This window comes from Citrobacter gillenii, assembly GCF_013337685.1.
Taxonomy (GTDB): Bacteria; Pseudomonadota; Gammaproteobacteria; order Enterobacterales; family Enterobacteriaceae; genus Citrobacter; species Citrobacter gillenii.
Genome location: NZ_SUQN01000015.1, coordinates 1 through 25,013, shown reverse-complemented (window position 1 = coordinate 25,013; position 25,013 = coordinate 1). Strand labels below are relative to the sequence as shown.

The window sequence follows — 25,013 nt, the reverse complement described above, 5'->3', positions numbered from 1 at the left end:
CTGTTCTCAGGCACAAACCCTCACAACGGGTGGGTAAAAATGACCCACCGGGCTGTTCTGGCGAGTCATTTTTACTCGCTTACGCCCGGGCGGCAGCCGCGCGATCCCCGCAGCACAAGGACGTCCAGGTTGGCACGGAAGATGCAAAAGAGAAAGTAAGCTAACCAACAGGAGAACGAACGATGAAACGGAATAATAAACTGGCGCTAATGGTCCTCTCGCTGATGGCTCTGGGTTCCACCCCGGCGCTGGCGCAACATCACTGGGGCAATGGTGAGGGAATGTGGCAACAGGGTGGTACGCCAATGACCACCGAGCAGCAGGCCGCAGCCCAGAAAATCGCTGATGATTACTACACGCAGACCCGCGCATTGCGCCAGCAGTTGACGTCCAAACGTTATGAGTACAACGCGTTGCTCACCGCCAGCCCGCTGGACAGCGCAAAAATTAATGCCGTCGCAAAAGAGATAGAATCTCTGAATCAAGCGCTGGATGAGCAACGGGTGAAACGGGATGTCGCCATGGCGGAGGCGGGTGTGCCTCGCGGTGCCGGCATGGGTTGCGGTGGCGGCAGTTACCATCGTGGCGGGGGTCATATGGGTATGGGCCACTGGTAAAGAACTTAATGCCTGATGGCGCTACGCTAATCAGGCCTACAGATGGATACCGTAAGCCGGATAAGACGCTTTTGCGTCGCCATCCGGCGTTAAAATGTTTTATCTTTTGGCTGCCAACGACAGAAATCAGAATTCGCGACCAGCAACAGCTGAGATCCCTCAGGCGCTTCCAGCCATGCCACGCTCACGTCGACCGACGAGCGGCTCTGGCGGCGCTCGATATGGTTTATCGCCCATGAATCTAAATCAGGTTTGATCGTCTCGCCTTCACACGTAGTGACCGTGCGTTCGGCGGCATGCCAACGCCCCTGCCGTAATACCACACGCCCCTGGCGCAGCGCATCGCTGGTCTGACGGGTTTGATCGGCACGGTAGCGGTAGAGCGCAATTTGATCGCTGGAAAGCTGTTGCTTTTGTCCATCGACTTCACGCTGCATAAAACTCAGTTCACCCCGATCGTCGAAACGGATGCGAACATGCTCCGGCGGTTGGCTGTATACGTTGAGTTCTATCAGAGAGAGGGTGTCACCCTGCCAGCGGTACTCACTGGTGGTTGTGTCGCCGCTTCGCCACGGACTAAAAACGGAGAGCAGATGCACATCATCGTTGGAATCTTTACGCCAAACGCGTACCGCTCCGTGATCGCCAACATAACCGCTGGCCGTGAACGGAGGAAGCTCAGAGTGGCGACTGCAGGCAGACAGCAACAGAACACCTGAAAGCCAAAGCGTATGACGCCAGATGGACAAAAGGGGCGAAACCGCCCCCTCGTTAAAACTGTTCACTGCCACGCGAATTACTTAACCGCGTCTTTCAGTGCTTTACCAGAAACAAATGCCGGTACGTTAGCTGCGGCGATTTTGATTTCTTGACCGGTCTGCGGGTTGCGGCCAGTACGCTCAGCGCGGTGGTTCACTTTGAAGGTACCGAAACCAACCAGTTGTACAGCATCGCCTTCTTTCAGAGACTCAGTAATAGCAGCCAGAGTGGATTCCAGAGCAGCTTTAGCCTGTGTTTTGGACAGTTCTGCTTTGTCTGCAATTACATCAATCAGTTGAGTCTTGTTCATAAGTTATCCTTACAATGTGTTTATCGCTTGCTAAGCATCGAGTGCGACGGAAATGCCAGAAAAGCACTCTCCTGCATACACGCACCGATAGCCACTTTTCTTCGCCCCCCAAATGTAGACCAGACGGGGGGCGGATGGGAAGCCTTCAGGCACGACAAATCAGGCGTTAAATCACGTTTTGTGGTGTCATTGCTGAAAAATTATACCAATATTGCTCTCGCCAGCCTCGCGCAGGTCTGCACGCAGCCCTTTTATCAGCTCAAGATCGCGTTCTTCGCAATCGGCTAAAAGTCGGAATATTTCCCACTGAATATCCCATTCTTGCTCAACGGCAGGGTTCTCTTTCAGCTCTTCATCGGTCATTTCGCGACCCGCTTGCGTCATTTCCAGCATCGCGACGCTGGTAATCGAAGCCTTACTGACTTCAATCGCGTGTTCCAGGGTTTCACCGCTCAGACGAGAATGCATGACTTCGCTCAGGGCAACACAGGCGTCAATCGCCGGATAAACGCCGTACAGATCGTAGTCGTCTGCGGACGGAATAGCCTCTTCAAACTTCTCCAGCTGGCTGTCAAAATTGATTTTCGCATCCTTGACGGTCAGCACTTCCCAGACTAAATCCAGGATTCGGCGGTAAATCTGCCCATCACCAAACTCCGTTTGCTTGCAGAACATGGCGTAATTTGGGTACATGCGCTCACACAGACAGGCCATAAAGGTGACGTGCTGCCAGCTTTCCAGCTTCTCCAGACGCAGATGAATCGGGTTTTGTAACATGATGAGTTCTCGAATACGGAAATTAGTCGCAGTTTACCCGATATGGGGCGTTTTTGCTGCAAGCCGCGTAAAAGCCGGGCGTTCCGATGCCACCGCATCCGCCCAGCGTGTCGGTTCCGGCAGGCGATAGCCGTTCATACAACGCTGCACCCACGCCAGCGCGCTATCCATGCCCACGCGATGTCCGGTAGAGATAAACAGTGGATTACAGCGTGCTTTGCTGCGCCAGACCCACGCCAGTTTCTCGCCTTTATCCAACAGTGGCGCTAGCGCCCCGGGTTCAGCAGATAAGGGGTCAAACTTGCCGCACAGCCGTTTTTTCGCCACGCCAATCGTCGGGACATCCACCAGCAGACCAAAATGGCTGGCAACGCCAAGACGACGCGGGTGGGAAATACCGTGACCATCAACGAACACTAAGTCAGGCTTCTGCGATAATTGTTCCCAGGCAGCCAGCAGCGCAGGATATTCGCGAAAAGAGAGAAAACCGGGGATATACGGCATGGTGGTGGCGATACGCGCCACCTTATATTCAACCAGCTCAAGAGAAGGATACTTCAGTAGCACGATGGCGGCTCGCGTCACCTCTCCGCCCTGCTCAAACCCCACATCTGCCCCAGCGATCAGATCCGGCGGATCGCTTTTAAAGCGATCTTCACGGATCACCGCAGAGGCCAGTTCAAGCTGTTGGGCGCGTAGCGACGCGAGATCCATCGTGACTCCTTAGCGGTGGTACTGCTCAGACAAGCGATGTACCGCCTCCACAAACACCCCGGCATGTTCCGGCGGCACGTCCTGGTGGATACCGTGGCCCAGGTTAAAGACGTGGCCTTCCCCTTGACCGAAGCCCGCCAGTATCGTGGCGACTTCTTCTTCGATACGCGGTGCCGGTGCGTAGAGCATGGACGGGTCCATATTGCCCTGTAACGCCACTTTATGACCGACACGACGACGCGCATCGGCAATATCTGTCGTCCAGTCGAGACCCAGCGCATCACATCCAGTTTCCGCCATCGCTTCCAGCCACTGTCCGCCGCCTTTAGTAAACAAGGTGACCGGCACGCGGCGGCCGTCGTTTTCACGCAGCAGGCCATCGACAATTTTGTGCATGTAATAGAGAGAGAACTGCTGATAGTCGCGACCGGTCAGCACGCCGCCCCAGGTGTCGAAAATCATCACCGATTGCGCGCCGGCTTTGATCTGCGCATTCAGGTATAGCGTGACGCTTTTCGCCAGCTTATCGAGCAGCAGATGCAGCGACGTTGGATCGGCGTACATCATCTTTTTAATCACGGTGAAGGCTTTGCTGCTGCCGCCTTCCACCATGTAAGTCGCCAGCGTCCACGGACTGCCAGAGAAGCCGATCAGCGGCACGTCGCCCTTCAGCTCGCGGCGAATAGTACGTACCGCGTTCATCACGTAGCCCAGTTCCCCTTCCGGGTCCGGGATCGGCAGCTTATCCACATCGGCCTTACAGGTGATGGGAGAGGTAAAGCGTGGGCCTTCGCCAGCTTCAAAGTACAGCCCAAGTCCCATCGCATCCGGGATGGTCAAAATGTCCGAAAAGAGGATCGCCGCATCAAGTTTATACCTGCGCAGCGGTTGTAGCGTCACTTCGCAGGCCAGCTCGGCGTTTTTGCACAGCGCCATGAAATCGCCCGCTTGCGCACGAGTGGCTTTGTACTCCGGCAAATAGCGGCCCGCCTGGCGCATCATCCATACCGGAGTAACATCAACAGGCTGGCGCAGCAGCGCACGCAGGTAACGATCGTTCTTCAGTTCGGTCATTTTTATCTTCCTTTTAGCGTCAGGCCGTCAGTGTATCATTACTCGTTCTTTACTCGTACTCAGCCCGACACATCGCCACAGTATCTTCGATCAGTCGACGTGCGACGGTACCCGGCGGGGGAAGTAGCGGTAAGTCATCGTAGCGATACCAGTTCGCTTCCAGCAGTTCTTTCGGGTCGATGACGATCTCCCCGCTATCATATTCCGCCATAAACGCGGTCATCAAAGACTGCGGAAACGGCCAGGGCTGGGAGGTAACGTAGCGCAGGTTTTTCACCTTAATGCCGCTTTCTTCCATCACTTCTCGCGCTACCGCTTGTTCTAACGTCTCCCCCACTTCAACAAAACCGGCCAGCACGGTATGCACGCCGTTGCGGTGGCGAACATGCTGAGCCAGCAGCAGGGAGTCTTCACGACGGATGGCGACAATAATGCAGGGGGCAATTTGCGGATAATAACGTTCACGGCAGTGGCTACACAGCATTGCCCATTCCGTTTTGCTTGGGTGCATCGGATGGCCACAATAACCGCAGAATTTATGCGAACGGAAAAACTCGGCCAACTGCACGCCGCGTCCGACCAGTTGAAACAGTCCCACATCCTGATCGAGGATCTGGCGCACTGAGCCCATATCGTGGCGACGCTGCTGCTGCACCAGCCAGACGGTTTCACCTTCCCACTCGCCTATCGGCAACCCGCGCTGACCCAGCAGATCAAAACCAGCCGCGTCACCATGTGGCAGCTCTCCGTGAGGCAACCACAATTTTTGTTCATGACTGACGATCCACCAGCCGCTGTCTAATTTTTCAATAATACGATCCATATCTCTTGCGCAACCTTTGCTTCACAGGCATGTTGTTTACATTATTTTTACATTTATCGGTGAGCCGTTTTTCAACACCACCTTGCGGAGTCAATCATGCTAAACCAGCTGGAAAGCCTGACGGAACACGTCGGAGGAAGTAATAAACTGGTTGATCGCTGGCTACATGTACGTAAGCACCTGCTCGTGGCTTACTACAATCTGGTTGGCATTAAGCCTGGCAAAGAATCGTACATGCGGCTCAATGAAAAAGCGCTGGATGATTTTTGTCAGAGCCTGGTCGACTACCTCTCCACCGGACACTTCAGTATTTATGAACGTATTCTGCATAAATTGGAAGGGAACGGGCAGCTTTTAAAAGCCACAAAAATTTGGCCTCTTCTGGAAGCCAATACACAACAGATTATGGACGACTATGATTCCAGTCTGGAAAACGCCATTGACCACGATAATTTCCTTGAATTTCAACAGGCATTGTCGGATATCGGCGAGGCGCTGGAGGCCCGGTTTATGCTGGAAGATAAGTTGATTATGCTGGTGCTTGATGCGGTACACGACAGCGCAATGATCAAACGCCCTGCTTGAGATTTGCGCGAGTAACAGGTAGTTTACAACCATTCCTCCTCGCCAGAGGGGGAATTATCTTGTCGGAGTGCTTATTTTCCACATCAGCATGAGTGGAAAAGGCTGAGACCGTTAATTCGGGATCCGCGGAACCTGATCAGGCTAATACCTGCGAAGGGAACAAGAGTATATCTACAGTTGTATCGCCCATGGGCGATCTTCCCTCTTGCTTCATCCGTCGTCTGACAAGCCATATCCTTACTTTTTTGGAATGAGCTATGTCTGCTACTACTAAACCATCCCGCCGCGAACAGCGCGCCCAGGCCCAACACTTTATCGACACCCTGGAAGGGACCGCCTTTCCTAACTCAAAACGCATCTATATTGCTGGTTCACAGCCAGATATCCGTATTCCTATGCGTGAAATCCAGCTCAGCCCGACGCTCATTGGCGGCAGTAAAGATACCCCGCAGTACGAAGAGAACGAAGCCGTGCCGGTATATGACACCTCTGGCCCGTATGGCGATCCTGATGTGGCGATTAACGTCCAGCAGGGTCTGGCAAAACTGCGCCAGCCGTGGATATCCGCACGTAATGACAGCGAAGAGCTGGACGACCGTAGCTCCGCCTACACCAAAGAGCGCCTGGCCGATGATGGCTTGGACGAGCTGCGTTTCAACGGCTTGCTGACGCCTAAGCGCGCCAAAACCGGCCGCTGCGTGACCCAGTTGCACTACGCGCGCCAGGGCATCGTCACTCCGGAGATGGAGTTTATCGCTATCCGCGAAAATATGGGCCGCGAGCGCATTCGCAGTGAAGTGCTGCGCCACCAGCATCCAGGCATGAGCTTTGGCGCCAGCCTGCCGGAAAATATCACGGCGGAATTCGTCCGTGATGAAGTCGCTGCCGGGCGCGCCATCATCCCCGCCAACATCAACCACCCGGAATCAGAGCCGATGATCATCGGACGTAATTTCCTGGTGAAGGTCAATGCCAACATCGGTAACTCAGCGGTCACTTCCTCCATCGAAGAAGAAGTGGAAAAGCTGGTGTGGTCCACGCGCTGGGGGGCGGATACGGTGATGGACCTGTCCACCGGTCGCTATATTCACGAAACCCGTGAATGGATCCTGCGAAACAGCCCGGTGCCGATCGGCACCGTACCGATCTACCAGGCACTGGAGAAGGTCAACGGGATCGCCGAAGATCTCACCTGGGAAGCGTTCCGCGATACGCTGCTGGAGCAGGCCGAGCAGGGCGTCGACTATTTCACTATCCACGCGGGTGTGCTGCTGCGCTATGTGCCGATGACCGCTAAACGCCTGACCGGAATTGTCTCGCGCGGCGGTTCCATCATGGCGAAATGGTGCCTCTCTCATCACCAGGAAAACTTCCTCTACGAGCACTTCCGCGAAATCTGTGAAATCTGCGCCGCTTATGACGTTTCTCTGTCGCTGGGTGATGGTCTGCGTCCGGGCTCTATTCAGGATGCCAACGACGAAGCGCAGTTCTCAGAGCTGCATACGCTGGGCGAGCTGACCAAAATTGCCTGGGAATATGACGTGCAGGTGATGATTGAAGGCCCTGGCCACGTACCGATGCAGATGATTAAGCGCAACATGACCGAAGAGCTGGAACACTGCCATGAAGCGCCGTTCTACACTTTAGGGCCATTAACGACTGATATCGCCCCAGGCTATGACCACTTCACCTCCGGTATTGGTGCGGCAATGATTGGCTGGTTTGGCTGCGCGATGCTGTGCTACGTCACGCCAAAAGAGCACCTCGGCCTGCCGAACAAAGAAGACGTGAAGCAGGGGTTGATTACCTACAAGATTGCCGCGCATGCCGCCGATTTAGCTAAAGGGCATCCGGGTGCGCAGATCCGCGATAACGCCATGTCAAAAGCGCGCTTCGAATTCCGCTGGGAAGACCAGTTTAATCTGGCGCTCGACCCGTTCACCGCCCGCGCCTACCACGATGAAACCCTGCCACAGGAGTCCGGCAAAGTCGCTCACTTCTGCTCAATGTGCGGGCCGAAATTCTGCTCGATGAAAATTAGCCAAGAAGTGCGCGACTACGCTGCCGCACAAACCATCGAAGTGGGGATGGCGGGTATGTCGGAGAACTTCCGCGCCAACGGCGGTGAAATCTACCTGAAAAAGGAGGAAGCCTGATGTATCAGCCTGAATTCCCAACGGTACCTTTCCGCCTCGGGCTGTACCCGGTGGTCGACAGCATTGCGTGGATTGAACGCCTGCTTGATGCAGGCGTACGTACTATCCAGCTGCGAATCAAAGATAAACGCGACGAAGAGGTCGAAGCCGACGTGATTGCCGCTATTGAACTGGGGCGTCGCTACAATGCCCGTCTGTTTATCAATGACTACTGGCGACTGGCGATTAAACACCATGCTTACGGGGTACATCTGGGTCAGGAAGATCTTGAAACCACCGACCTGAAGGCGATTCAGGCCGCAAGGTTACGTCTTGGGGTATCCACCCACGATGATATGGAGATTGACGTGGCGCTGGCCGCGCGCCCCTCTTACATCGCACTGGGTCACGTCTTCCCGACACAAACCAAGCAGATGCCATCTGCCCCACAGGGATTGGTACAACTCGCCACACATATCGAACGACTGGCTGACTACCCTACTGTCGCCATTGGCGGTATCAGCCTCGCGCGGGCACCGGCTGTGCTGGCGACCGGGGTGGGCAGCATTGCGGTGGTCAGCGCCATCACGCAGGCCGCTGACTGGCGAGGCGCCACGTCACAGCTGCTTTCAATCGCAGGAGCAGGCGATGAATGATCGCGATTTTATGCGCTATAGCCGCCAGATTTTACTCGGTGATATTGCGATAGAGGGCCAGCATACACTGCTCAACAGCCACGTGCTGATTGTTGGCTTGGGCGGATTAGGCTCCCCTGCCGCGCTGTATCTGGCGGGTGCGGGAGTAGGCACATTGACGCTAGTGGACGACGACGACGTGCATCTGAGTAATCTTCAGCGCCAGATCCTGTTCACGACTGATGATATCGCCCGGTCAAAATCCCAGATGGCCCAACAGAGACTGACACGGCTCAACCCGGATATCGAACTGGTCGCGCTACAGCAGCGCCTGAAAGGCGATGCGCTCAGGCACGCGGTGGCGCGCGCTGACGTGGTGCTCGACTGCACCGACAATATGGCGACGCGTCAGGCGATCAATACCGCCTGCGTCGCCCTGAATACACCGCTTATCACTGCCAGCGCTGTTGGCTTTGGTGGCCAATTGATGGTGCTGACGCCGCCGTGGGAACAGGGCTGCTACCGCTGTCTGTGGCCGGATGACATCGAGCCCGAACGCAACTGCCGTACCGCAGGCATTGTCGGTCCGGTCGTTGGCATCATGGGTACCCTGCAGGCGCTGGAAGCCATCAAACTTCTCAGCGGTATTGAAACCCTAAGCGGTGAATTACGCCTGTTCGATGGTAAAACCAGCCAGTGGCGTAGCCTGGCGTTACGCCGCGCCCGCGGTTGTCCGGTATGCGGAGGGCAACATGCAGATCCAATTCAATGATGAGCCAGTACAGTGTGCCGAGGGGCAAAATATCAGCGCGCTGCTGGCAGAGCTTAATCAGCTCAAGCCGGGGATAGCGCTGGCGCTGAATCAACAGATCCTGCCGCGCGAGCAGTGGGAACAGCAAATCGTGCAGGAAGGCGACCAGATCCTGCTTTTTCAGGTTATTGCAGGGGGTTGATATGCTACGTATTGCCGACAAAACGTTTGATTCACATCTGTTCACCGGCACGGGGAAATTTGCCTCATCGCAACTGATGGTCGACGCCATTCGCGCCTCCGGTAGCCAACTGGTGACATTGGCAATGAAGCGCGTGGATTTACGCCAGCACAACGATGCCATTTTGGTGCCACTGGTCGAGGCAGGGGTAACACTGCTGCCGAATACCTCAGGGGCGAAAACGGCGGATGAAGCTATTTTTGCCGCGCAGCTGGCGCGCGAAGCGCTGGGCACGCACTGGCTGAAATTAGAAATACATCCTGACGCTCGATGGCTGTTACCAGATCCTATCGAAACGCTGAAAGCCGCCGAGGCGCTGGTGAAGCAGGGTTTCGTGGTGCTGCCCTACTGCGGCGCGGACCCGGTGCTGTGCAAGCGGCTGGAAGAAGTGGGCTGTGCGGCGGTCATGCCGCTCGGTGCGCCCATTGGCTCAAATCAGGGCCTGGAAACCCGCGCCATGCTGGAGATCATTATTCAGCAGGCCACCGTCCCAGTGGTGGTTGATGCCGGGATCGGTGTGCCCAGCCATGCCACGCAGGCGTTGGAAATGGGGGCCGACGCGGTGTTGGTCAACACGGCGATTGCCGTAGCGGACGACCCGGTAATGATGGCGACGGCGTTCCGGCTGGCGGTTGAAGCGGGCCTTCTGGCACGTCAGGCCGTTCCGGGGAGCCGAAGTACCAATGCTTGCGCCACCAGCCCATTGACCGGATTTCTGGAGGTCTCAGCATGAAAACCTTCAGCGATCGCTGGCGACAGCTGGAGTGGGATGATATCCATCTGCGCATTAACGGCAAAACCGCCGCCGATGTCGAGCGCGCACTTAACACTGCACAGCTGAGTCGTGATGACCTGATGGCGCTGCTCTCGCCAGCCGCCGCCGATTATCTGGAGCCGCTGGCGCAGCGAGCGCAAAAGCTGACCCGCCAACGCTTTGGTAATACCGTCAGCTTTTACGTGCCGCTGTATCTTTCGAATCTGTGCGCCAACGACTGCTCTTACTGCGGATTCTCCATGAGCAACCGCATCAAGCGTAAAACTTTGGATGAATCAGAGATTCAACGGGAGTGTGCGGCGATCCGCGAGCTGGGTTTTGAGCATCTGTTGCTGGTCACCGGCGAGCATCAGGCGAAAGTCGGCATGGACTATTTTCGCCGCCATTTACCCGCCATCCGTCGTCAGTTTTCTTCGCTACAGATGGAGGTACAACCGCTGTCAGTTGCTGAATATGCTGAGCTAAAGATACTCGGTCTGGACGGTGTGATGGTGTATCAGGAGAGCTACCATGAGGCGACTTATGCCCGGCACCATCTGAAGGGAAAAAAGCAGGACTTCTTTTGGCGGCTGGAAACGCCGGACCGACTTGGTCACGCCGGTATCGACAAAATTGGCCTTGGGGCACTGATTGGCTTGTCTGACAGTTGGCGGGTTGATTGCTATATGGTAGCCGAGCATTTGCTATGGATGCAGCAACATTACTGGCAAAGCCGTTATTCAATCTCGTTCCCACGCCTGCGCCCATGTACCGGAGGTATTGAACCGGCATCGATTATGGATGAGCGTCAACTGGTACAAACCATTTGTGCGTTTCGCTTGTTGGCGCCGGACATCGAGCTGTCGCTCTCCACGCGTGAATCACCGTGGTTTCGCGACCACGTCATTCCGCTAGCAATCAATAACGTCAGCGCCTTCTCAAAGACGCAGCCCGGCGGCTATGCCGACAATCACCCGGAGCTGGAACAGTTTTCTCCGCATGATGATCGGCGCCCTGAAGATGTTGCCGCAGCACTCAGTGCGCAGGGTTTACAGCCCGTGTGGAAAGACTGGGATAGTTTTCTCGGACGTGCGTCACAGATGTAGTGAATCCGGATGTAAAAACGAAAAAACCCGCTTTCGCGGGTTTTTTATTCACTATCACTTATCTGCTCAGGCTCTGGCCTTCATCGCTATCGTAAGCGTTCGTGAGATTATCGGCGATTACAGCGCGATAACGTTAACAGCAGACGGGCCTTTCGCGCCGTTCTCAACGGAGAACTCGACTTTTTGGCCTTCGTCTAAGGTTTTATAATCGTTGCTCTGGATAGCGGAAAAATGCACAAACACATCTTTGCTACCGTCCTGAGGAGTGATAAAGCCGAAGCCTTTCTCAGAGTTAAACCATTTTACTAAACCAGTCATTTTGTTAGACATAGATACTTCCTTTCATATTTTGAGCCGCTTATGCAGCGAAGATGGCCTGTTTTGCAGAAATTAACTTATTGGGCACTTAGGAGGAGGCTCATGAAGAAGAGTATCTGAGGATAACGCTTGAACTGAGAACTGCTTTACTAAAACTGCTTTCATAAGGTCTGTGTTCCAAACCGATGCAGCTATAGTAGCCTTACTTCTAATCATTAAGCAAGCATTAATTTATTTAATGCCCTTAGCTGGTGAAATGTTGAGCTGATTTGGTTAAGAGCCTAAGATAACACCTTGATGTATATATAATAAAAGCCCTGACCGTTGCAGCCAGGGCTTTAAGTTACTACAAACTTCAGATTTAACATTAATTGACTTACAATTTGATACTGCTGTTTGTACTACATTTTAAATGTACACGTTTACCACAGATAATATTGGAGAATGCTACTAACGAACCTTCCTCTATTTACCGTTAAACATATTTCGCCAGCTTGATGAATTCACTCAAGAATGGCGGCCTAAACAAGTACACTTCCCCTCGCGACATATACTCTTTGATGCGTTGCCTGACTTCCCTTGCGATTGATCAATAATGGAAACCGCAAACATTAACTTTTAAATCATGGCCTTACATCGTCGCGCTTACTTAACTTTTTGCGATTACATATATCAACTACGTAGCCTTAAAGCATCGTCGATGTGAAATAAAATAACCTCAACATCGACTACCCCATACAACAAAATACTTCGTGGCCTTTATCGCAATCCCCCTATCGAACTCTACTAACTCTTACTGCTTTAACAGCTAACTACTCTTTCGCTGCTGTTAAGTATTAACATACGGATTTTAAAAACAGTGTCAATACTGTTTTTAATGACATGTCTTTATTGACAGTATTCATAAGACTGCATGTCAGGCAAAAAAAAACCCGCCGAGGCGGGTTTTTCATTACGGTCAGCAACGATTAATCGTTGTTAGAACCGCCCAGACCTGCGTTCAGCAGTTCTGCCAGGCTGGCAGATGCATCTTCCGCAGTAACCTGAGGCGCTGCCGGCTGTTCGCCCGCTGCGCGACGGCGCATACGATCCTGGTGGTACGCATAACCGGTACCGGCAGGGATCAAACGACCCACGATAACGTTCTCTTTCAGGCCACGCAGTTCGTCGCGTTTACCCGCAACGGCTGCTTCGGTCAGGACACGCGTGGTCTCCTGGAACGATGCGGCAGAGATGAACGATTCGGTTGCCAGAGACGCTTTGGTGATACCCAGCAGGTCGCGAGAGTAAGTTGCCGCAACTTTGCCGTTCGCTTCCAGATCGCGGTTAGCAATCTTGACGCGGGAGTATTCAACCTGTTCGCCTTCCAGGAAGTCGGAGCTACCAGCACTGTCAATGGTCGCTTTACGCAGCATCTGACGAACGATAACTTCAATGTGTTTATCGTTAATCTTAACGCCTTGCAGACGGTAAACGTCCTGAACTTCGTTGGTGATGTAACGCGTTACCGCGTGTACGCCACGAAGACGCAGGATATCGTGCGGTGCTTCCGGACCGTCGGAAACAACGTCACCACGTTCTACACGTTCACCTTCGAACACGTTGAGCTGACGCCATTTCGGAATCATCTCTTCGTACGGTTCGCTGCCGTCTAACGGGGTGATAACCAGACGACGCTTCCCTTTGGTTTCTTTACCGAAGGAAATGATACCGCTGATTTCCGCAAGGATAGCTGGCTCTTTCGGACGACGTGCTTCGAACAGATCCGCAACGCGTGGCAGACCACCGGTGATGTCCTTGGTACCGCTGGATTCCTGAGGAATACGCGCCAGAGCATCACCCGCACTGATCTGGATACCATCTTCCAGCTGGACGATTGCTTTACCCGGCAGGAAGTACTGCGCAGGCATATCGGTACCTGGGATCAGAACGTCGTTACCGTTAGCATCAACAATTTTCAGTGCCGGACGCAGGTCTTTACCACCTGCAGTACGCTCTGCAGAATCCAGAACCACCAGAGAAGACAGACCGGTCAGCTCGTCGGTCTGACGAGTAATGGTCTGGCCGTCGATCATGTCAGTGAAGCGGATGAAACCACTTACTTCTGTGATGACAGGCATGGTATGTGGATCCCAGTTTGCTACGGTTTCGCCGCCAGTAACCTGTTCGCCATCACCTTTCGCCATAACAGCACCGTAAGGCACTTTATAGCTCTCTTTGGTACGACCGAATTCGTCGATCAGTTTCAGCTCGGTGTTACGCGAGGTCACTACCAGCTTACCGGCAGAGTTCACAACCGACTTCGCATTGCTCAGACGGATGCTACCTTTGTTTTTCACCTGGATGCTGGATTCAGCAGCCGCACGAGATGCCGCACCACCGATGTGGAACGTACGCATCGTCAGCTGTGTACCCGGTTCACCGATGGACTGTGCCGCGATAACGCCGATGGCTTCACCTTTGTTGATGATGTGGCCACGTGCCAGGTCACGACCATAGCAGTGCGCACATACACCAAAGTCGGTGTCACAAGATACAACGGAACGTACCTTGACGGAGTCAACGGAGTTCTCTTCCAGCAGGTCACACCAGTGCTCGTGCAGCAGCGTGTTGCGTGGAACCAGAATATCCGCGGTGCCCGGCTTCAGAACGTCTTCAGCAGTCACACGACCCAATACGCGATCGCGCAGCGGCTCTTTAACGTCACCACCCTCGATAACCGGGGTCATGGTGATGCCTTCCAGTGTGCCGCAGTCATCTTCAGTCACAACCAGATCCTGCGCGACGTCAACCAGACGACGTGTCAGATAACCGGAGTTTGCTGTTTTCAGTGCGGTATCCGCCAGACCTTTACGCGCACCGTGAGTAGAGATGAAGTACTGGAGTACGTTCAGACCTTCACGGAAGTTCGCGGTGATTGGCGTTTCGATGATGGAGCCATCCGGCTTCGCCATCAGACCACGCATACCTGCCAGCTGACGAATCTGTGCTGCAGAACCACGCGCACCGGAGTCGGCCATCATGTAGATGCTGTTGAAGGAAACCTGCTGCTCTTCGACGCCGTCACGGTTAATAACAGTTTCGGTTTGCAGGTTATCCATCATCGCTTTGGATACACGATCGTTCGCCGCAGCCCAGATATCGATAACTTTGTTGTAGCGTTCGCCCGCGGTAACCAGACCAGACTGGAACTGCTCCTGGATCTCAGCAACTTCAGCTTCCGCTTCAGAGATGATCTCGTATTTCTTCTCTGGGATAACCATGTCGTCAATACCAACAGATGCGCCTGAGCGCGCTGCATAGGCAAAGCCGGTGTACATGGTCTGGTCAGCGAAGATAACGGTCGGCTTCAGGCCCAGAATGCGGTAACAGGTGTTCAGCATTTTGGAGATAGCTTTCTTACCCAGCGCCTGGTTGACGATGGAGAAAGGCAGACCTTTCGGTACGATCATCCACAAAATAGCACGGCCAACGGTCGTGTCTTTCAGGCTGGTATGCGCAACGAATTCGCCGTTTTCATCTTTTTCGTATTCGGTGATACGCACTTTAACGCGCGCATGCAGAGAGGCCAGGCCAGCGCGATAGATACGCTCAGCTTCTTTCGGGCCAGTCAGCACCATGCCTTCGCCTTTGGCGTTAACACAGTCACGGGTCATGTAGTACAGACCCAATACAACGTCCTGAGACGGAACGATGATAGGTTCGCCGTTCGCCGGGGACAGGATGTTGTTGGTAGACATCATCAGCGCACGCGCTTCGAGCTGGGCTTCCAGCGTCAGCGGTACGTGAACAGCCATCTGGTCACCATCGAAGTCGGCGTTATATGCCGCACAAACCAGCGGGTGCAGCTGGATAGCTTTACCTTCGATCAGTACCGGCTCAAATGCCTGGATACCCAGACGGTGCAGTGTTGGTGCACGGTTCAGCAGTACCGGGTGTTCGCGGATAACTTCGTCCAGGATATCCCAAACGACAGCTTCTTCACGCTCAACCATTTTCTTAGCGGCTTTAATGGTGGTGGCGAGGCCACGCAGTTCCAGCTTGCCGTAGATGAACGGTTTGAACAGTTCCAGTGCCATTTTCTTCGGCAGACCGCACTGATGCAGACGCAGGTATGGACCTACGGTGATAACAGAACGACCGGAGTAGTCAACACGCTTACCGAGCAGGTTCTGACGGAAACGACCCTGCTTACCTTTGATCATATCGGCCAAAGATTTCAGAGGACGTTTGTTAGAACCGGTGATCGCACGACCGCGACGACCGTTATCCAGCAGGGCGTCAACCGCTTCCTGCAGCATACGTTTTTCGTTACGTACGATGATATCTGGCGCAGCCAGATCCAGCAGACGTTTCAGACGGTTGTTACGGTTAATGACGCGACGATACAGATCGTTCAGGTCAGAAGTCGCAAAACGACCACCATCCAGCGGAACCAGCGGACGCAGATCTGGCGGCAGAACCGGCAGAACGGTCAGGATCATCCACTCTGGCTTGTTGCCAGACTGTACGAACGCTTCCAGCAGTTTGATACGCTTGGTCAGCTTCTTACGCTTGGTTTCGGAGTTGGTTTCGTTCAGCTCTTCGCGCAGAGTTTCACACTCTTGCTCCAGATCCATGCTCTTCAGCAGGGCCTGGATAGCTTCCGCACCCATCTTCGCGTCGAATTCGTCACCGAACTCTTCCAGCGCGTCCAGATACTGCTCTTCAGTCAGGATCTGTTGACGTTCCAGATTGGTCATACCGCCTTCGATAACAACATATGATTCGAAGTACAGTACGCGTTCGATATCACGCAGCGGCATATCGAGCAACAGACCGATACGGGACGGCAGTGATTTCAGGAACCAGATGTGCGCAGTCGGAGACGCCAGCTCGATGTGGCCCATACGCTCACGGCGTACTTTAGTCTGGGTCACTTCAACGCCGCACTTCTCACAGATCACACCACGGTGTTTCAGGCGCTTGTACTTACCGCACAGGCACTCGTAATCTTTTACTGGCCCAAAGATACGGGCGCAGAAAAGGCCGTCACGCTCAGGTTTGAACGTACGGTAGTTAATGGTTTCCGGCTTCTTAACTTCACCGAAAGACCATGAACGGATCATGTCTGGCGAAGCCAGAGCAATTTTGATCGCATCAAACTCTTCGGTTTTAGTCTGCGCTTTCAGAAACTTTAATAAATCTTTCACGGATTTGCTCCCGTCGGAGTTAGCACAATCTGGCGCCGGGTCTTACCCCGGCACCAGTGACCTGTTTGAGCGAGAGTTACTCGTCTTCCAGCTCGATGTTGATACCCAGCGAACGAATCTCTTTCAACAGTACGTTGAAGGATTCTGGCATGCCTGGTTCCATCTGATGGTTGCCGTCCACGATGTTTTTATACATCTTGGTACGACCATTCACGTCATCAGACTTAACGGTGAGCATTTCCTGCAGGGTGTATGCCGCGCCATATGCTTCCAGCGCCCACACTTCCATCTCCCCGAAGCGCTGACCACCGAACTGAGCCTTACCACCCAGCGGCTGCTGAGTAACCAGGCTGTAAGAACCGGTAGAACGCGCGTGCATCTTGTCATCAACCAAGTGGTTCAGTTTCAGCATGTACATGTAGCCAACGGTAACCTGGCGCTCGAATTGCTCACCGGTACGACCGTCGAACAGTGTGATCTGACCAGAAGTCGGCAGGCCACCCAGCTGTAACAGTTCCTTGATTTCAGACTCTTTCGCACCGTCGAAGACCGGCGTTGCGATCGGCATACCTTTTTTCAGGTTTTCAGCCAGACGCAGAACTTCTTCATCACTGAAGGTATTCAGGTCAACTTTCTGACGAACGTCGGTACCCAGATCGTAGGCACGCTGGATGAATTCGCGCAGTTTGGCGACTTCTTCTTGCTGCTTCAGCATGGCGTTGATTTTCTCGCCGATACCTTTCGCAGCCATACCCAGGTGGGTCTCAAGGATCTGACCGATGTTCATACGCGATGGTACGCCCAGCGGGTTCAGTACGATATCTACCGGCGTACCGTTAGCATCGTGTGGCATATCTTCGATCGGGTTGATCTTAGAGATAACACCCTTGTTACCGTGACGACCTGCCATCTTATCACCAGGCTGGATCCGACGTTTAACCGCCAGATAAACCTTAACAATCTTCAGCACGCCTGGTGCCAGATCGTCGCCCTGAGTGATTTTACGGCGTTTCGCTTCGAGTTTTTTCTCGAATTCGTGTTTCAGTTCGTCGTACTGCTCAGCCAGCTGTTCCAGCTGATTTTGTTTCTCTTCGTCGGTCAGGCCGAGTTCCAGCCAGCGATCGCGCGGCAGTTTGTCGAGCTTCTCAGCTTCAACGCCACCGGCAACCAGCACCGCGTAGATACGGCTAAACAGGCCAGCTTCGAGGATCTGCAGTTCTTCAGACAGGTCTTTCTTCGCCTGCTTCAGCTGCATCTCTTCGATTTCCAGCGCACGTTTGTCTTTTTCTACGCCATCGCGAGTAAAGACCTGAACGTCGATAATCGTACCGGAAACACCGTTTGGTACACGCAGAGAAGAGTCTTTAACATCAGACGCTTTCTCACCGAAGATGGCACGCAGCAGCTTCTCTTCTGGGGTCAGCTGGGTTTCACCTTTCGGCGTTACCTTACCTACCAGAATGTCGCCACCGGTGACTTCTGCACCAATGTAAACGATACCGGACTCATCCAGTTTGGAGAGCGCAGCTTCACCCACGTTCGGGATATCAGCGGTGATCTCTTCCGGCCCCAGCTTGGTGTCACGGGACACACATGCCAGTTCCTGAATGTGGATGGTAGTGAAACGGTCTTCCTGAACAACACGCTCGGAAACGAGGATGGAGTCTTCGAAGTTGTAACCGTTCCATGGCATGAATGCCACGCGCATGTTCTGACCCAGAGCCAGTTCACCAAGGTCGGTGGACGGACCGTCTGCCAGCACATCACCACGTTCAACCGGCTCGCCCAGAGAGACACACGGCATCTGGTTGATACAGGTGTTCTGGTTAGAACGGGTGTATTTGGTCAGGTTATAGATGTCGATACCCGCTTCGCCCGCATGCATCTCGTCTTCGTTAACTTTGATAACGATACGGGAAGCATCAACGTACTGAACGGTACCGCCACGCTTAGCAACAGCAGTAACACCGGAGTCAACGGCAACAGCACGCTCCATACCGGTACCAACCAGCGGCTTATCAGCACGCAGAGTCGGAACCGCCTGACGTTGCATGTTCGCACCCATCAATGCACGGTTGGCGTCATCGTGTTCCAGGAACGGGATCAGGGACGCACCGACGGATACCACCTGCTGGGTGGATACGTCCATGTAGTCAACCTGGTCACGGCTGAACAAGCTGGATTCGCCTTTGCTACGACATGTTACCAGGTCTTCTACAAAGTGGCCTTCGTCATCCAGGTTGGAGTTCGCCTGAGCGATAACGTAGTTGCCTTCTTCGATAGCAGACAAGTAATGAATTTCGTCGGTAACAACACCGTCAGTCACTTTACGATACGGCGTCTCAAGGAAGCCATATTCGTTAGTCTGTGCGTACACGGACAGGGAGTTGATCAGACCGATGTTCGGACCTTCAGGGGTTTCGATTGGACATACGCGACCGTAGTGAGTCGGGTGTACGTCTCGAACTTCGAAGCCTGCACGTTCACGGGTCAGACCGCCTGGGCCGAGGGCAGAGATACGACGCTTGTGCGTAATCTCAGACAGCGGGTTGTTCTGGTCCATAAACTGAGACAGCTGGCTGGAACCGAAGAACTCTTTCACTGCGGCAGAAATCGGCTTGGCGTTGATCATATCCTGAGGCATCAGGGTATCCAGATCGCCCAGAGACAGACGCTCTTTCACCGCACGCTCTACACGTACCAGGCCAACGCGGAACTGGTTTTCCGCCATTTCGCCAACGGAACGGATACGACGGTTACCGAGGTGGTCGATATCATCGACTTCGCCTTTACCGTTACGGATATCGATGAGCTTCTTCATCACTTCGATGATGTCGTCTTTGCTCAGGATACCGGAACCTTCGATCTCGTCACGCAGCAGAGAACGGTTGAACTTCATACGACCAACCGCAGACAAGTCATAGCGGTCTTCGGAGAAGAACAGGTTCTCGAACAGGCTTTCAGCAGCTTCGCGAGTCGGCGGCTCACCAGGGCGCATCATACGGTAGATTTCTACCAGCGCGCTCAGACGATCGTTGGTTGGGTCGACGCGTATAGTTTCAGAAATATATGCACCGTGATCCAGATCGTTGGTAAACAGCGTTTCGATACGCTTGTGACCAGACTGACTCAGCTTAGCCAGCAGATCCAGGCTCAGCTCCATGTTCGCTGCGCAAATCAGCTCACCGGTTGATGCGTCAACGTAGTCTTTAGCCGCAACTTTGCCCGCGATGTACTCAACTGGAACTTCGATAAGCTTGATATCGTCTTTTTCCAGCTGACGAATATGGCGCGCAGTGATGCGACGACCTTTTTCGACGTAGATTTTGCCGTTAGCTTCAATATCAAAGGAGGCGGTTTCACCACGCAGGCGTTCCGGCACCAGTTCCATCTGCAGCTTGTTGTCACGAATTTCGAAGACAACTTTCTCAAAGAACAGGTCAAGGATCTGTTCAGTGGTGTACTGCAGCGCACGCAGAATAATGGTCGCTGGCAATTTGCGGCGACGGTCAATACGTACGAACAGGTTGTCCTTCGGATCGAATTCGAAATCCAGCCAGGAACCACGGTAAGGAATGATACGCGCGTTATAAAGCACTTTACCCGAAGAGTGGGTTTTACCCTTATCGGAATCAAAGAAGACGCCTGGGCTACGGTGCAACTGGGAAACAATAACACGCTCGGTACCGTTGATGACAAAGGTACCGTTGTCAGTCATGAGTGGAATTTCACCCATGTAGACTTCTTGTTCTTTAATGTCTTTTACGGTGCCTTCCGGCGCTTCGCGCTCGTAGATCACCAGACGCAGTTTGACGCGCAGCGGTGCGGAATAAGTCACGCCACGGATCTGACATTCCTGAACGTCAAAAACAGGTTCGCCAAGGCGGTAGCTGACGTACTGCAGCTCAGAATTACCGCTATAGCTTTTAATAGGGAAAACGGAACGGAAAGCTGCTTCCAGACCATACTGCCCTTCAGGATCTTGCTCGATGAACTTCTGAAACGAGTCAAGCTGGATAGAAAGGAGATAAGGTATGTCCAACACTTGCGGACGTTTACCAAAATCCTTACGAATACGTTTTTTCTCGGTATAGGAGTAAACCATTAGGGTTCCTCAGCTCGCTGACAAGTCGACCCATCTGTCCGACGAAGGGACAGTTTGTGCAACACTATTTTGTTGACCGGAAAATCGAATACTTTCCGCAATGCCTGTTGCTATCACGCTTAAACCATTTCGTTGCGATTTACACAGAGCGGAGGCTCTGTCGCAATATATTAAGGCGTCGATAGAAACAAACATTGAAAGGCACAACAGTAGTCAAACAGTGTGAAATGCTACTGGCGCCTTACAGCGCAAAAAGGCTGGTGACTAAAAAGTCACCAGCCATCAGCCTAATTTCTTAGGCTGCAACTAGAAAAGTTGGCTTATTTAACTTCAACTTCAGCGCCAGCTTCTTCCAGAGATTTTTTCAGTGCTTCAGCGTCATCTTTGCTCACGCCTTCTTTCAGAGCGGCCGGAGCAGATTCTACCAGGTCTTTAGCTTCTTTCAGACCCAGGCCAGTTGCGCCACGTACTGCTTTGATTACTGCAACTTTGTTCGCGCCGATACCTTTCAGAATCACGTCGAATTCAGTTTTTTCTTCAGCAGCTTCAGCCGGGCCCGCAGCTACAGCTACAGCAGCAGCAGCAGAAACACCGAATTTTTCTTCCATTGCAGAAATCAGTTCTACAACGTCCATTACGGACATAGCGGATACTGCTTCAATGATTTGATCTTTAGTGATAGACATTTAAATTGTTCCTGAAAATCAGAATAAGTTTATACGTAAGCAGATGCTTGATAAAGATAACTGCGATTAAGCAGCTTCTTTCGCATCGCGAACAGCAGCCAGAGTGCGAACCAGTTTGCCAGCCGAAGCTTCTTTCATGGTTGCCATCAGGCGTGCAATTGCTTCTTCGTAGGTCGGCAGAGTTGCCAGGCGATCGATTTGCGATGCCGGGATCAATTCACCTTCAAAGGCTGCGGCTTTGACCTCAAATTTTGCATTCGCTTTCGCGAAATCTTTGAACAGACGAGCAGCTGCGCCCGGGTGTTCCATAGAATATGCAATCAGGGTCGGACCAACGAACGCGTCTTTCAGGCACTCGAACTGAGTACCTTCAACAACACGGCGCAGCAGGGTGTTACGAACAACACGCATGTATACGCCGGCTTCGCGACCTGCTTTACGCAGTTCAGTCATTTTGTCTACAGTAACGCCACGGGAATCCGCAACTACTGCAGACAGCGCGCCTTTGGCTACTTCGCTGACTTCAGCAACAATCGCTTGTTTGTCTTGAAGATTTAAAGCCATTAGCTTTGCTCCTGGATGTTTGCCGGGACTCATGTCCCGGAACTCACTTCACTCTTCCCAACGGACAGAGCGTCTTAATACGGTGAGCAGAAACAAGCCAGAGTATCAGAAATAATCTTAGCGTTCTGTCACCGTCTACGCAGGGCATTAAGCTTCTTTCGAAACACCTGCGGTCTTCGACGGAGGCCTGGATAGGCCAGGCTCCAACGAACAAATCTTGTCTATCTGTCGCTATTCAATCTGTGACGGCGTTGACTGCCTTCGTTCACACCAGTCACATAGTTAACTATGCTCCTGGCGATTCACTCAGTTGTCGCCTTGCCACAGCCTGAATATCTTGGATATACGTCTGCAATTAGCAGAAACGTGGGGGTAAGATTGTAGACAAAATCACCGCCCACGTAAAGGCGAATATTAGTTCGCCACAGTCGCGGTCAGACCGGACTGATCAACGGCAACACCAGCACCCATGGTGGTGGAGATGCTAACTTTCTTGATGTACACGCCTTTAGCCTGAGTCGGTTTCGCTTTTTTCAGCGCAACCAGCAGAGATTCCAGGTTTTCTTTCAGTTTGTCAGCGTCAAAATCCACTTTACCGATGGTAGTGTGGATGATGCCGTTTTTGTCGTTACGGTAACGAACCTGACCCGCTTTAGCGTTCTTAACCGCTTCAGCAACGTTAGGGGTTACAGTACCAACTTTCGGGTTTGGCATCAGGCCACGCGGACCCAGAACCTGGCCCAACTGGCCAACAACGCGCATTGCATCCGGGGAAGCAATAACAACGTCAAAGTTCATTTCGCCTTTCTTGATCTGGTCAGCCAGATCTTCCATACCTACCAGTTCAGCGCCAGCAGCTTTAGCAGCTTCAGCGTTTGCGCCCTGGGCAAATACGGCTACGCGAACGGAACGGCCAGTACCGTGCGGCAGTACAGTTGCACCACGTACGTTCTGGTCAGATTTACGAGCATCGATACCGAGGTTAACGGCAACGTCAACGCTTTCTACGAATTTAGCAGTGGCCAGCTCTTTCAGCAGAGCAATAGCTTCGTTGATATCATACTGTTTAGTTGTATCAACTTTGTCACGGATCACGCGCATACGCTTGGTCAGTTTAGCCATTTCTTAATCCTCCACTACCAGGCCCATGGAACGTGCAGTACCTTCAATGGAGCGAGTCATCGCTTCAATGTCAGAACCAGTCATGTCGGCAGCTTTGGTCTGCGCGATTTCCTGCAGCTGAGCGCGGGAAATTTTACCCACTTTGTCTTTGTTCGGCTTACCGGAACCAGACTTGATACCAGCCGCTTTCTTCAGCAGAACTGCTGCCGGAGGCGTTTTGGTAACGAAAGTGAAAGAACGGTCAGCGTAAACGGTGATAACAACCGGGATCGGCAGACCTTTCTCCATGGAATCAGTTTTTGCGTTAAACGCTTTGCAGAATTCCATGATGTTCACGCCTTGTTGACCCAGTGCTGGACCTACCGGCGGGCTCGGGTTAGCCATACCAGCTGCAACCTGCAGCTTGACATAGGCTTGGACTTTCTTAGCCATTCTAAATTCCTCTAGTTGGGTTATAGCGCCTCAAAAAGGCTCCCCGTGATAAAATTCGTTTTACGGATGCTATCCATAAAAACAAAAGGCGCGAAATTGTATTCCAATCTCGCGCCTTGTGCAACGATTAAATCGCCGCTTTTTTGATCGACTTGTTAGGCTTTCTCAACCTGAGCGAAGTCCAGCTCAACCGGCGTTGCACGGCCAAAGATAGATACGGAAACCTTCAGACGAGACTTCTCATAATCCACTTCTTCAACTACGCCGTTAAAGTCAGCAAACGGACCGTCGCTAACGCGAACCATTTCGCCCGGTTCAAACATCGTTTTCGGACGTGGCTTATCGCCAACCTGCTGCAGGCGGTTCATGATCGCATCAACTTCTTTGTCGCTGATCGGAGCTGGACGGTCAGAAGTACCGCCAATAAAGCCCATCACACGCGGCACGCTACGCACCAGGTGCCAGCTCGCATCGTTCATGACCATCTGGACCAGTACATAGCCCGGGAAGAATTTACGTTCGCTTTTGCGACGCTGGCCGCCACGGATTTCGACCACTTCTTCAGTCGGCACCATGACTTCGCCAAACAACTCTTCCATATTTTGTAACTTGATATACTCACGCAGCGATGTGGCTACGCGGCCTTCAAAACCGGAAAACGCCTGAACGACGTACCAGCGCTTTTTAGGAGCTTCAGACATCTTAGAACCTCAGGCCAGTGATAAAGGATACCAGGCGAACCAGAATACCATCCAGTCCCCACAGGATCAGTGACATTACCGCAGTGACCGCAGCAACGATCAGCGTGGTGTGCAGCGTTTCCTGGCGAGTTGGCCAAATGACCTTACGGACTTCGGTACGCGCTTCACGGGCAAAAGCAACGGTCGCTTTACCTTTTGTCGTCAACAGCGCGACACCGCCCGCTGCAGCAATCAGAATCACTACGGCTAGCGCACGCAACGGCAGCATCATGTCACGATAGAGGTAGTTGCCAACGATAGCGACAAGCAGCAATACAGCGACAACAACCCACTTCATCGCTTCCAGGCCGCGCCCGCTTCCTTGAGCTTCGGTATTCGCACTCATAAACCAACCTGTCAGAAGTATTCTACAAACATTTTCACCCCGCGTACGCGAGGCGATCCAAACCGAAATGCTCTGGTGCGTTTCGGACTAAACGCCCTCTTCAGAGCCTGTCTCAGCAATGATTATGGCAAAAAAAATCACTGATGAGCCAGGTTCTGGTTCGACAGCGTATAAAAAGGGCATCAAATGATGCCCTTTTATTGCGCATTGCGTCAAATAATATCAGC

The 25,013-nt window shown here is 53.0% G+C and carries 23 protein-coding genes and 1 riboswitch; of the genes, 8 read left to right on the top strand and 15 right to left on the bottom strand.

Going from position 1 to position 25,013, the window contains the following annotated elements; translation table 11 throughout:
• Window positions 1–182: 182 nt before the first annotated feature.
• A complete protein-coding gene (gene zraP, locus FCH32_RS22765) occupies window positions 183–617 on the top strand; it encodes a zinc resistance sensor/chaperone ZraP (RefSeq protein WP_096758766.1) in 435 nt (144 codons plus the stop codon).
• Window positions 618–706: 89 nt separating this feature from the next.
• On the opposite strand, the gene FCH32_RS22760 is transcribed toward zraP, so the two are convergent.
• The 6 genes from FCH32_RS22760 to nudC all read right to left on the bottom strand — a co-directional run bounded on the left by FCH32_RS22760 (window position 707) and on the right by nudC (window position 5,074).
• A complete protein-coding gene (locus FCH32_RS22760; RefSeq protein WP_096759484.1) occupies window positions 707–1,402 on the bottom strand; it encodes a DUF1481 domain-containing protein in 696 nt (231 codons plus the stop codon).
• An 11-nt stretch (window positions 1,403–1,413) separates the two neighbouring features.
• The gene (hupA, locus tag FCH32_RS22755; protein WP_096758767.1) at window positions 1,414–1,686 is read right to left on the bottom strand and encodes a nucleoid-associated protein HU-alpha; all 273 of its coding nucleotides are present in this window, start codon (window positions 1,684–1,686) and stop codon (window positions 1,414–1,416) included.
• A gap of 186 nt (window positions 1,687–1,872) precedes the next feature.
• Complete coding sequence (locus FCH32_RS22750; protein ID WP_096758768.1) at window positions 1,873–2,463, bottom strand: YjaG family protein; 591 nt, start codon at window positions 2,461–2,463, stop codon at window positions 1,873–1,875.
• Window positions 2,464–2,496: 33 nt separating this feature from the next.
• Window positions 2,497–3,177: a deoxyribonuclease V gene (gene nfi, locus FCH32_RS22745; protein ID WP_174361575.1), complete on the bottom strand. Its 681-nt coding sequence runs from the start codon at window positions 3,175–3,177 to the stop codon at window positions 2,497–2,499.
• A 9-nt stretch (window positions 3,178–3,186) separates the two neighbouring features.
• A complete protein-coding gene (gene hemE / locus FCH32_RS22740) occupies window positions 3,187–4,251 on the bottom strand; it encodes a uroporphyrinogen decarboxylase (RefSeq protein WP_096758770.1) in 1,065 nt (354 codons plus the stop codon).
• A gap of 49 nt (window positions 4,252–4,300) precedes the next feature.
• Complete coding sequence (nudC, locus tag FCH32_RS22735) at window positions 4,301–5,074, bottom strand: NAD(+) diphosphatase (protein WP_115259732.1); 774 nt, start codon at window positions 5,072–5,074, stop codon at window positions 4,301–4,303.
• 96 nt (window positions 5,075–5,170) lie between these two features.
• Here nudC and rsd point away from each other — a divergent pair, with 96 nt between their 5' ends.
• The 7 genes from rsd to thiH all read left to right on the top strand — a co-directional run bounded on the left by rsd (window position 5,171) and on the right by thiH (window position 11,281).
• On the top strand, window positions 5,171–5,659 hold the full coding sequence (gene rsd, locus FCH32_RS22730) for a sigma D regulator (RefSeq protein WP_096758772.1): 489 nt from the start codon (window positions 5,171–5,173) through the stop codon (window positions 5,657–5,659).
• A 53-nt stretch (window positions 5,660–5,712) separates the two neighbouring features.
• Window positions 5,713–5,835, top strand: a riboswitch (TPP riboswitch).
• A gap of 81 nt (window positions 5,836–5,916) precedes the next feature.
• Window positions 5,917–7,815, top strand: a complete 1,899-nt coding sequence (thiC, locus tag FCH32_RS22725; protein WP_174361574.1) for a phosphomethylpyrimidine synthase ThiC — start codon at window positions 5,917–5,919, stop codon at window positions 7,813–7,815.
• Window positions 7,815–8,450, top strand: a complete 636-nt coding sequence (gene thiE, locus FCH32_RS22720) for a thiamine phosphate synthase (protein WP_153880734.1) — start codon at window positions 7,815–7,817, stop codon at window positions 8,448–8,450. The genes thiC and thiE overlap by 1 nt, the downstream gene beginning before the upstream one ends.
• The gene (locus FCH32_RS22715) at window positions 8,443–9,201 is read left to right on the top strand and encodes a HesA/MoeB/ThiF family protein (RefSeq protein ID WP_174361573.1); all 759 of its coding nucleotides are present in this window, start codon (window positions 8,443–8,445) and stop codon (window positions 9,199–9,201) included. The genes thiE and FCH32_RS22715 overlap by 8 nt, the downstream gene beginning before the upstream one ends.
• Window positions 9,182–9,382 carry a sulfur carrier protein ThiS gene (thiS, locus tag FCH32_RS22710; protein ID WP_096758776.1) on the top strand — a complete coding sequence of 67 codons (201 nt, stop codon included), beginning with the start codon at window positions 9,182–9,184 and terminating at the stop codon, window positions 9,380–9,382. The genes FCH32_RS22715 and thiS overlap by 20 nt, the downstream gene beginning before the upstream one ends.
• 1 nt (window position 9,383) lies before the next feature.
• Window positions 9,384–10,154, top strand: a complete 771-nt coding sequence (gene thiG / locus FCH32_RS22705; protein WP_115259736.1) for a thiazole synthase — start codon at window positions 9,384–9,386, stop codon at window positions 10,152–10,154.
• Complete coding sequence (thiH, locus tag FCH32_RS22700) at window positions 10,151–11,281, top strand: 2-iminoacetate synthase ThiH (RefSeq protein WP_096758778.1); 1,131 nt, start codon at window positions 10,151–10,153, stop codon at window positions 11,279–11,281. Before thiG ends, thiH begins: the two co-directional genes overlap by 4 nt.
• A gap of 117 nt (window positions 11,282–11,398) precedes the next feature.
• Here the strand turns inward: thiH and cspE are convergent, their stop codons facing one another.
• The 9 genes from cspE to secE form a co-directional block, all read right to left on the bottom strand.
• On the bottom strand, window positions 11,399–11,611 hold the full coding sequence (gene cspE / locus FCH32_RS22695; protein ID WP_096758779.1) for a transcription antiterminator/RNA stability regulator CspE: 213 nt from the start codon (window positions 11,609–11,611) through the stop codon (window positions 11,399–11,401).
• Between the two features lie 956 nt (window positions 11,612–12,567).
• Window positions 12,568–16,791: a DNA-directed RNA polymerase subunit beta' gene (gene rpoC, locus FCH32_RS22690; RefSeq protein WP_115259738.1), complete on the bottom strand. Its 4,224-nt coding sequence runs from the start codon at window positions 16,789–16,791 to the stop codon at window positions 12,568–12,570.
• A gap of 76 nt (window positions 16,792–16,867) precedes the next feature.
• The gene (gene rpoB / locus FCH32_RS22685; RefSeq protein ID WP_096758781.1) at window positions 16,868–20,896 is read right to left on the bottom strand and encodes a DNA-directed RNA polymerase subunit beta; all 4,029 of its coding nucleotides are present in this window, start codon (window positions 20,894–20,896) and stop codon (window positions 16,868–16,870) included.
• A 320-nt stretch (window positions 20,897–21,216) separates the two neighbouring features.
• Window positions 21,217–21,582 carry a 50S ribosomal protein L7/L12 gene (gene rplL, locus FCH32_RS22680; protein WP_049842133.1) on the bottom strand — a complete coding sequence of 122 codons (366 nt, stop codon included), beginning with the start codon at window positions 21,580–21,582 and terminating at the stop codon, window positions 21,217–21,219.
• A 66-nt stretch (window positions 21,583–21,648) separates the two neighbouring features.
• Window positions 21,649–22,146: a 50S ribosomal protein L10 gene (rplJ, locus tag FCH32_RS22675; protein ID WP_007704673.1), complete on the bottom strand. Its 498-nt coding sequence runs from the start codon at window positions 22,144–22,146 to the stop codon at window positions 21,649–21,651.
• Between the two features lie 414 nt (window positions 22,147–22,560).
• Window positions 22,561–23,268 (bottom strand): 50S ribosomal protein L1, encoded by a 708-nt coding sequence (gene rplA / locus FCH32_RS22670; protein ID WP_096758782.1) that lies wholly within the window; start codon window positions 23,266–23,268, stop codon window positions 22,561–22,563.
• 3 nt (window positions 23,269–23,271) lie between these two features.
• Window positions 23,272–23,700, bottom strand: a complete 429-nt coding sequence (rplK, locus tag FCH32_RS22665; RefSeq protein ID WP_003033122.1) for a 50S ribosomal protein L11 — start codon at window positions 23,698–23,700, stop codon at window positions 23,272–23,274.
• 155 nt (window positions 23,701–23,855) lie between these two features.
• The gene (nusG, locus tag FCH32_RS22660) at window positions 23,856–24,401 is read right to left on the bottom strand and encodes a transcription termination/antitermination protein NusG (RefSeq protein WP_003033125.1); all 546 of its coding nucleotides are present in this window, start codon (window positions 24,399–24,401) and stop codon (window positions 23,856–23,858) included.
• Window position 24,402: 1 nt separating this feature from the next.
• Window positions 24,403–24,786: a preprotein translocase subunit SecE gene (gene secE, locus FCH32_RS22655; protein ID WP_003033128.1), complete on the bottom strand. Its 384-nt coding sequence runs from the start codon at window positions 24,784–24,786 to the stop codon at window positions 24,403–24,405.
• Window positions 24,787–25,013 lie beyond the last annotated feature (227 nt).

What these genes read in the sequence shown, in the direction of transcription:
- FCH32_RS22750 (WP_096758768.1), bottom strand. Translation starts at nt 2,463, where the DNA reads ATGTTACAAAACCCGATTCATCTGCGTCTGGAGAAGCTGGAAAGCTGG.
- rplL (WP_049842133.1), bottom strand. Translation starts at nt 21,582, where the DNA reads ATGTCTATCACTAAAGATCAAATCATTGAAGCAGTATCCGCTATGTCC.
- thiG (WP_115259736.1), top strand. Translation starts at nt 9,384, where the DNA reads ATGCTACGTATTGCCGACAAAACGTTTGATTCACATCTGTTCACCGGC.
- hupA (WP_096758767.1), bottom strand. Translation starts at nt 1,686, where the DNA reads ATGAACAAGACTCAACTGATTGATGTAATTGCAGACAAAGCAGAACTG.
- zraP (WP_096758766.1), top strand. Translation starts at nt 183, where the DNA reads ATGAAACGGAATAATAAACTGGCGCTAATGGTCCTCTCGCTGATGGCT.
- rsd (WP_096758772.1), top strand. Translation starts at nt 5,171, where the DNA reads ATGCTAAACCAGCTGGAAAGCCTGACGGAACACGTCGGAGGAAGTAAT.
- thiC (WP_174361574.1), top strand. Translation starts at nt 5,917, where the DNA reads ATGTCTGCTACTACTAAACCATCCCGCCGCGAACAGCGCGCCCAGGCC.
- secE (WP_003033128.1), bottom strand. Translation starts at nt 24,786, where the DNA reads ATGAGTGCGAATACCGAAGCTCAAGGAAGCGGGCGCGGCCTGGAAGCG.
- rpoB (WP_096758781.1), bottom strand. Translation starts at nt 20,896, where the DNA reads ATGGTTTACTCCTATACCGAGAAAAAACGTATTCGTAAGGATTTTGGT.
- nudC (WP_115259732.1), bottom strand. Translation starts at nt 5,074, where the DNA reads ATGGATCGTATTATTGAAAAATTAGACAGCGGCTGGTGGATCGTCAGT.
- thiS (WP_096758776.1), top strand. Translation starts at nt 9,182, where the DNA reads ATGCAGATCCAATTCAATGATGAGCCAGTACAGTGTGCCGAGGGGCAA.
- nusG (WP_003033125.1), bottom strand. Translation starts at nt 24,401, where the DNA reads ATGTCTGAAGCTCCTAAAAAGCGCTGGTACGTCGTTCAGGCGTTTTCC.
- hemE (WP_096758770.1), bottom strand. Translation starts at nt 4,251, where the DNA reads ATGACCGAACTGAAGAACGATCGTTACCTGCGTGCGCTGCTGCGCCAG.
- nfi (WP_174361575.1), bottom strand. Translation starts at nt 3,177, where the DNA reads ATGGATCTCGCGTCGCTACGCGCCCAACAGCTTGAACTGGCCTCTGCG.
- thiH (WP_096758778.1), top strand. Translation starts at nt 10,151, where the DNA reads ATGAAAACCTTCAGCGATCGCTGGCGACAGCTGGAGTGGGATGATATC.
- rplA (WP_096758782.1), bottom strand. Translation starts at nt 23,268, where the DNA reads ATGGCTAAACTGACCAAGCGTATGCGCGTGATCCGTGACAAAGTTGAT.
- rplK (WP_003033122.1), bottom strand. Translation starts at nt 23,700, where the DNA reads ATGGCTAAGAAAGTCCAAGCCTATGTCAAGCTGCAGGTTGCAGCTGGT.
- cspE (WP_096758779.1), bottom strand. Translation starts at nt 11,611, where the DNA reads ATGTCTAACAAAATGACTGGTTTAGTAAAATGGTTTAACTCTGAGAAA.
- rplJ (WP_007704673.1), bottom strand. Translation starts at nt 22,146, where the DNA reads ATGGCTTTAAATCTTCAAGACAAACAAGCGATTGTTGCTGAAGTCAGC.
- FCH32_RS22715 (WP_174361573.1), top strand. Translation starts at nt 8,443, where the DNA reads ATGAATGATCGCGATTTTATGCGCTATAGCCGCCAGATTTTACTCGGT.
- thiE (WP_153880734.1), top strand. Translation starts at nt 7,815, where the DNA reads ATGTATCAGCCTGAATTCCCAACGGTACCTTTCCGCCTCGGGCTGTAC.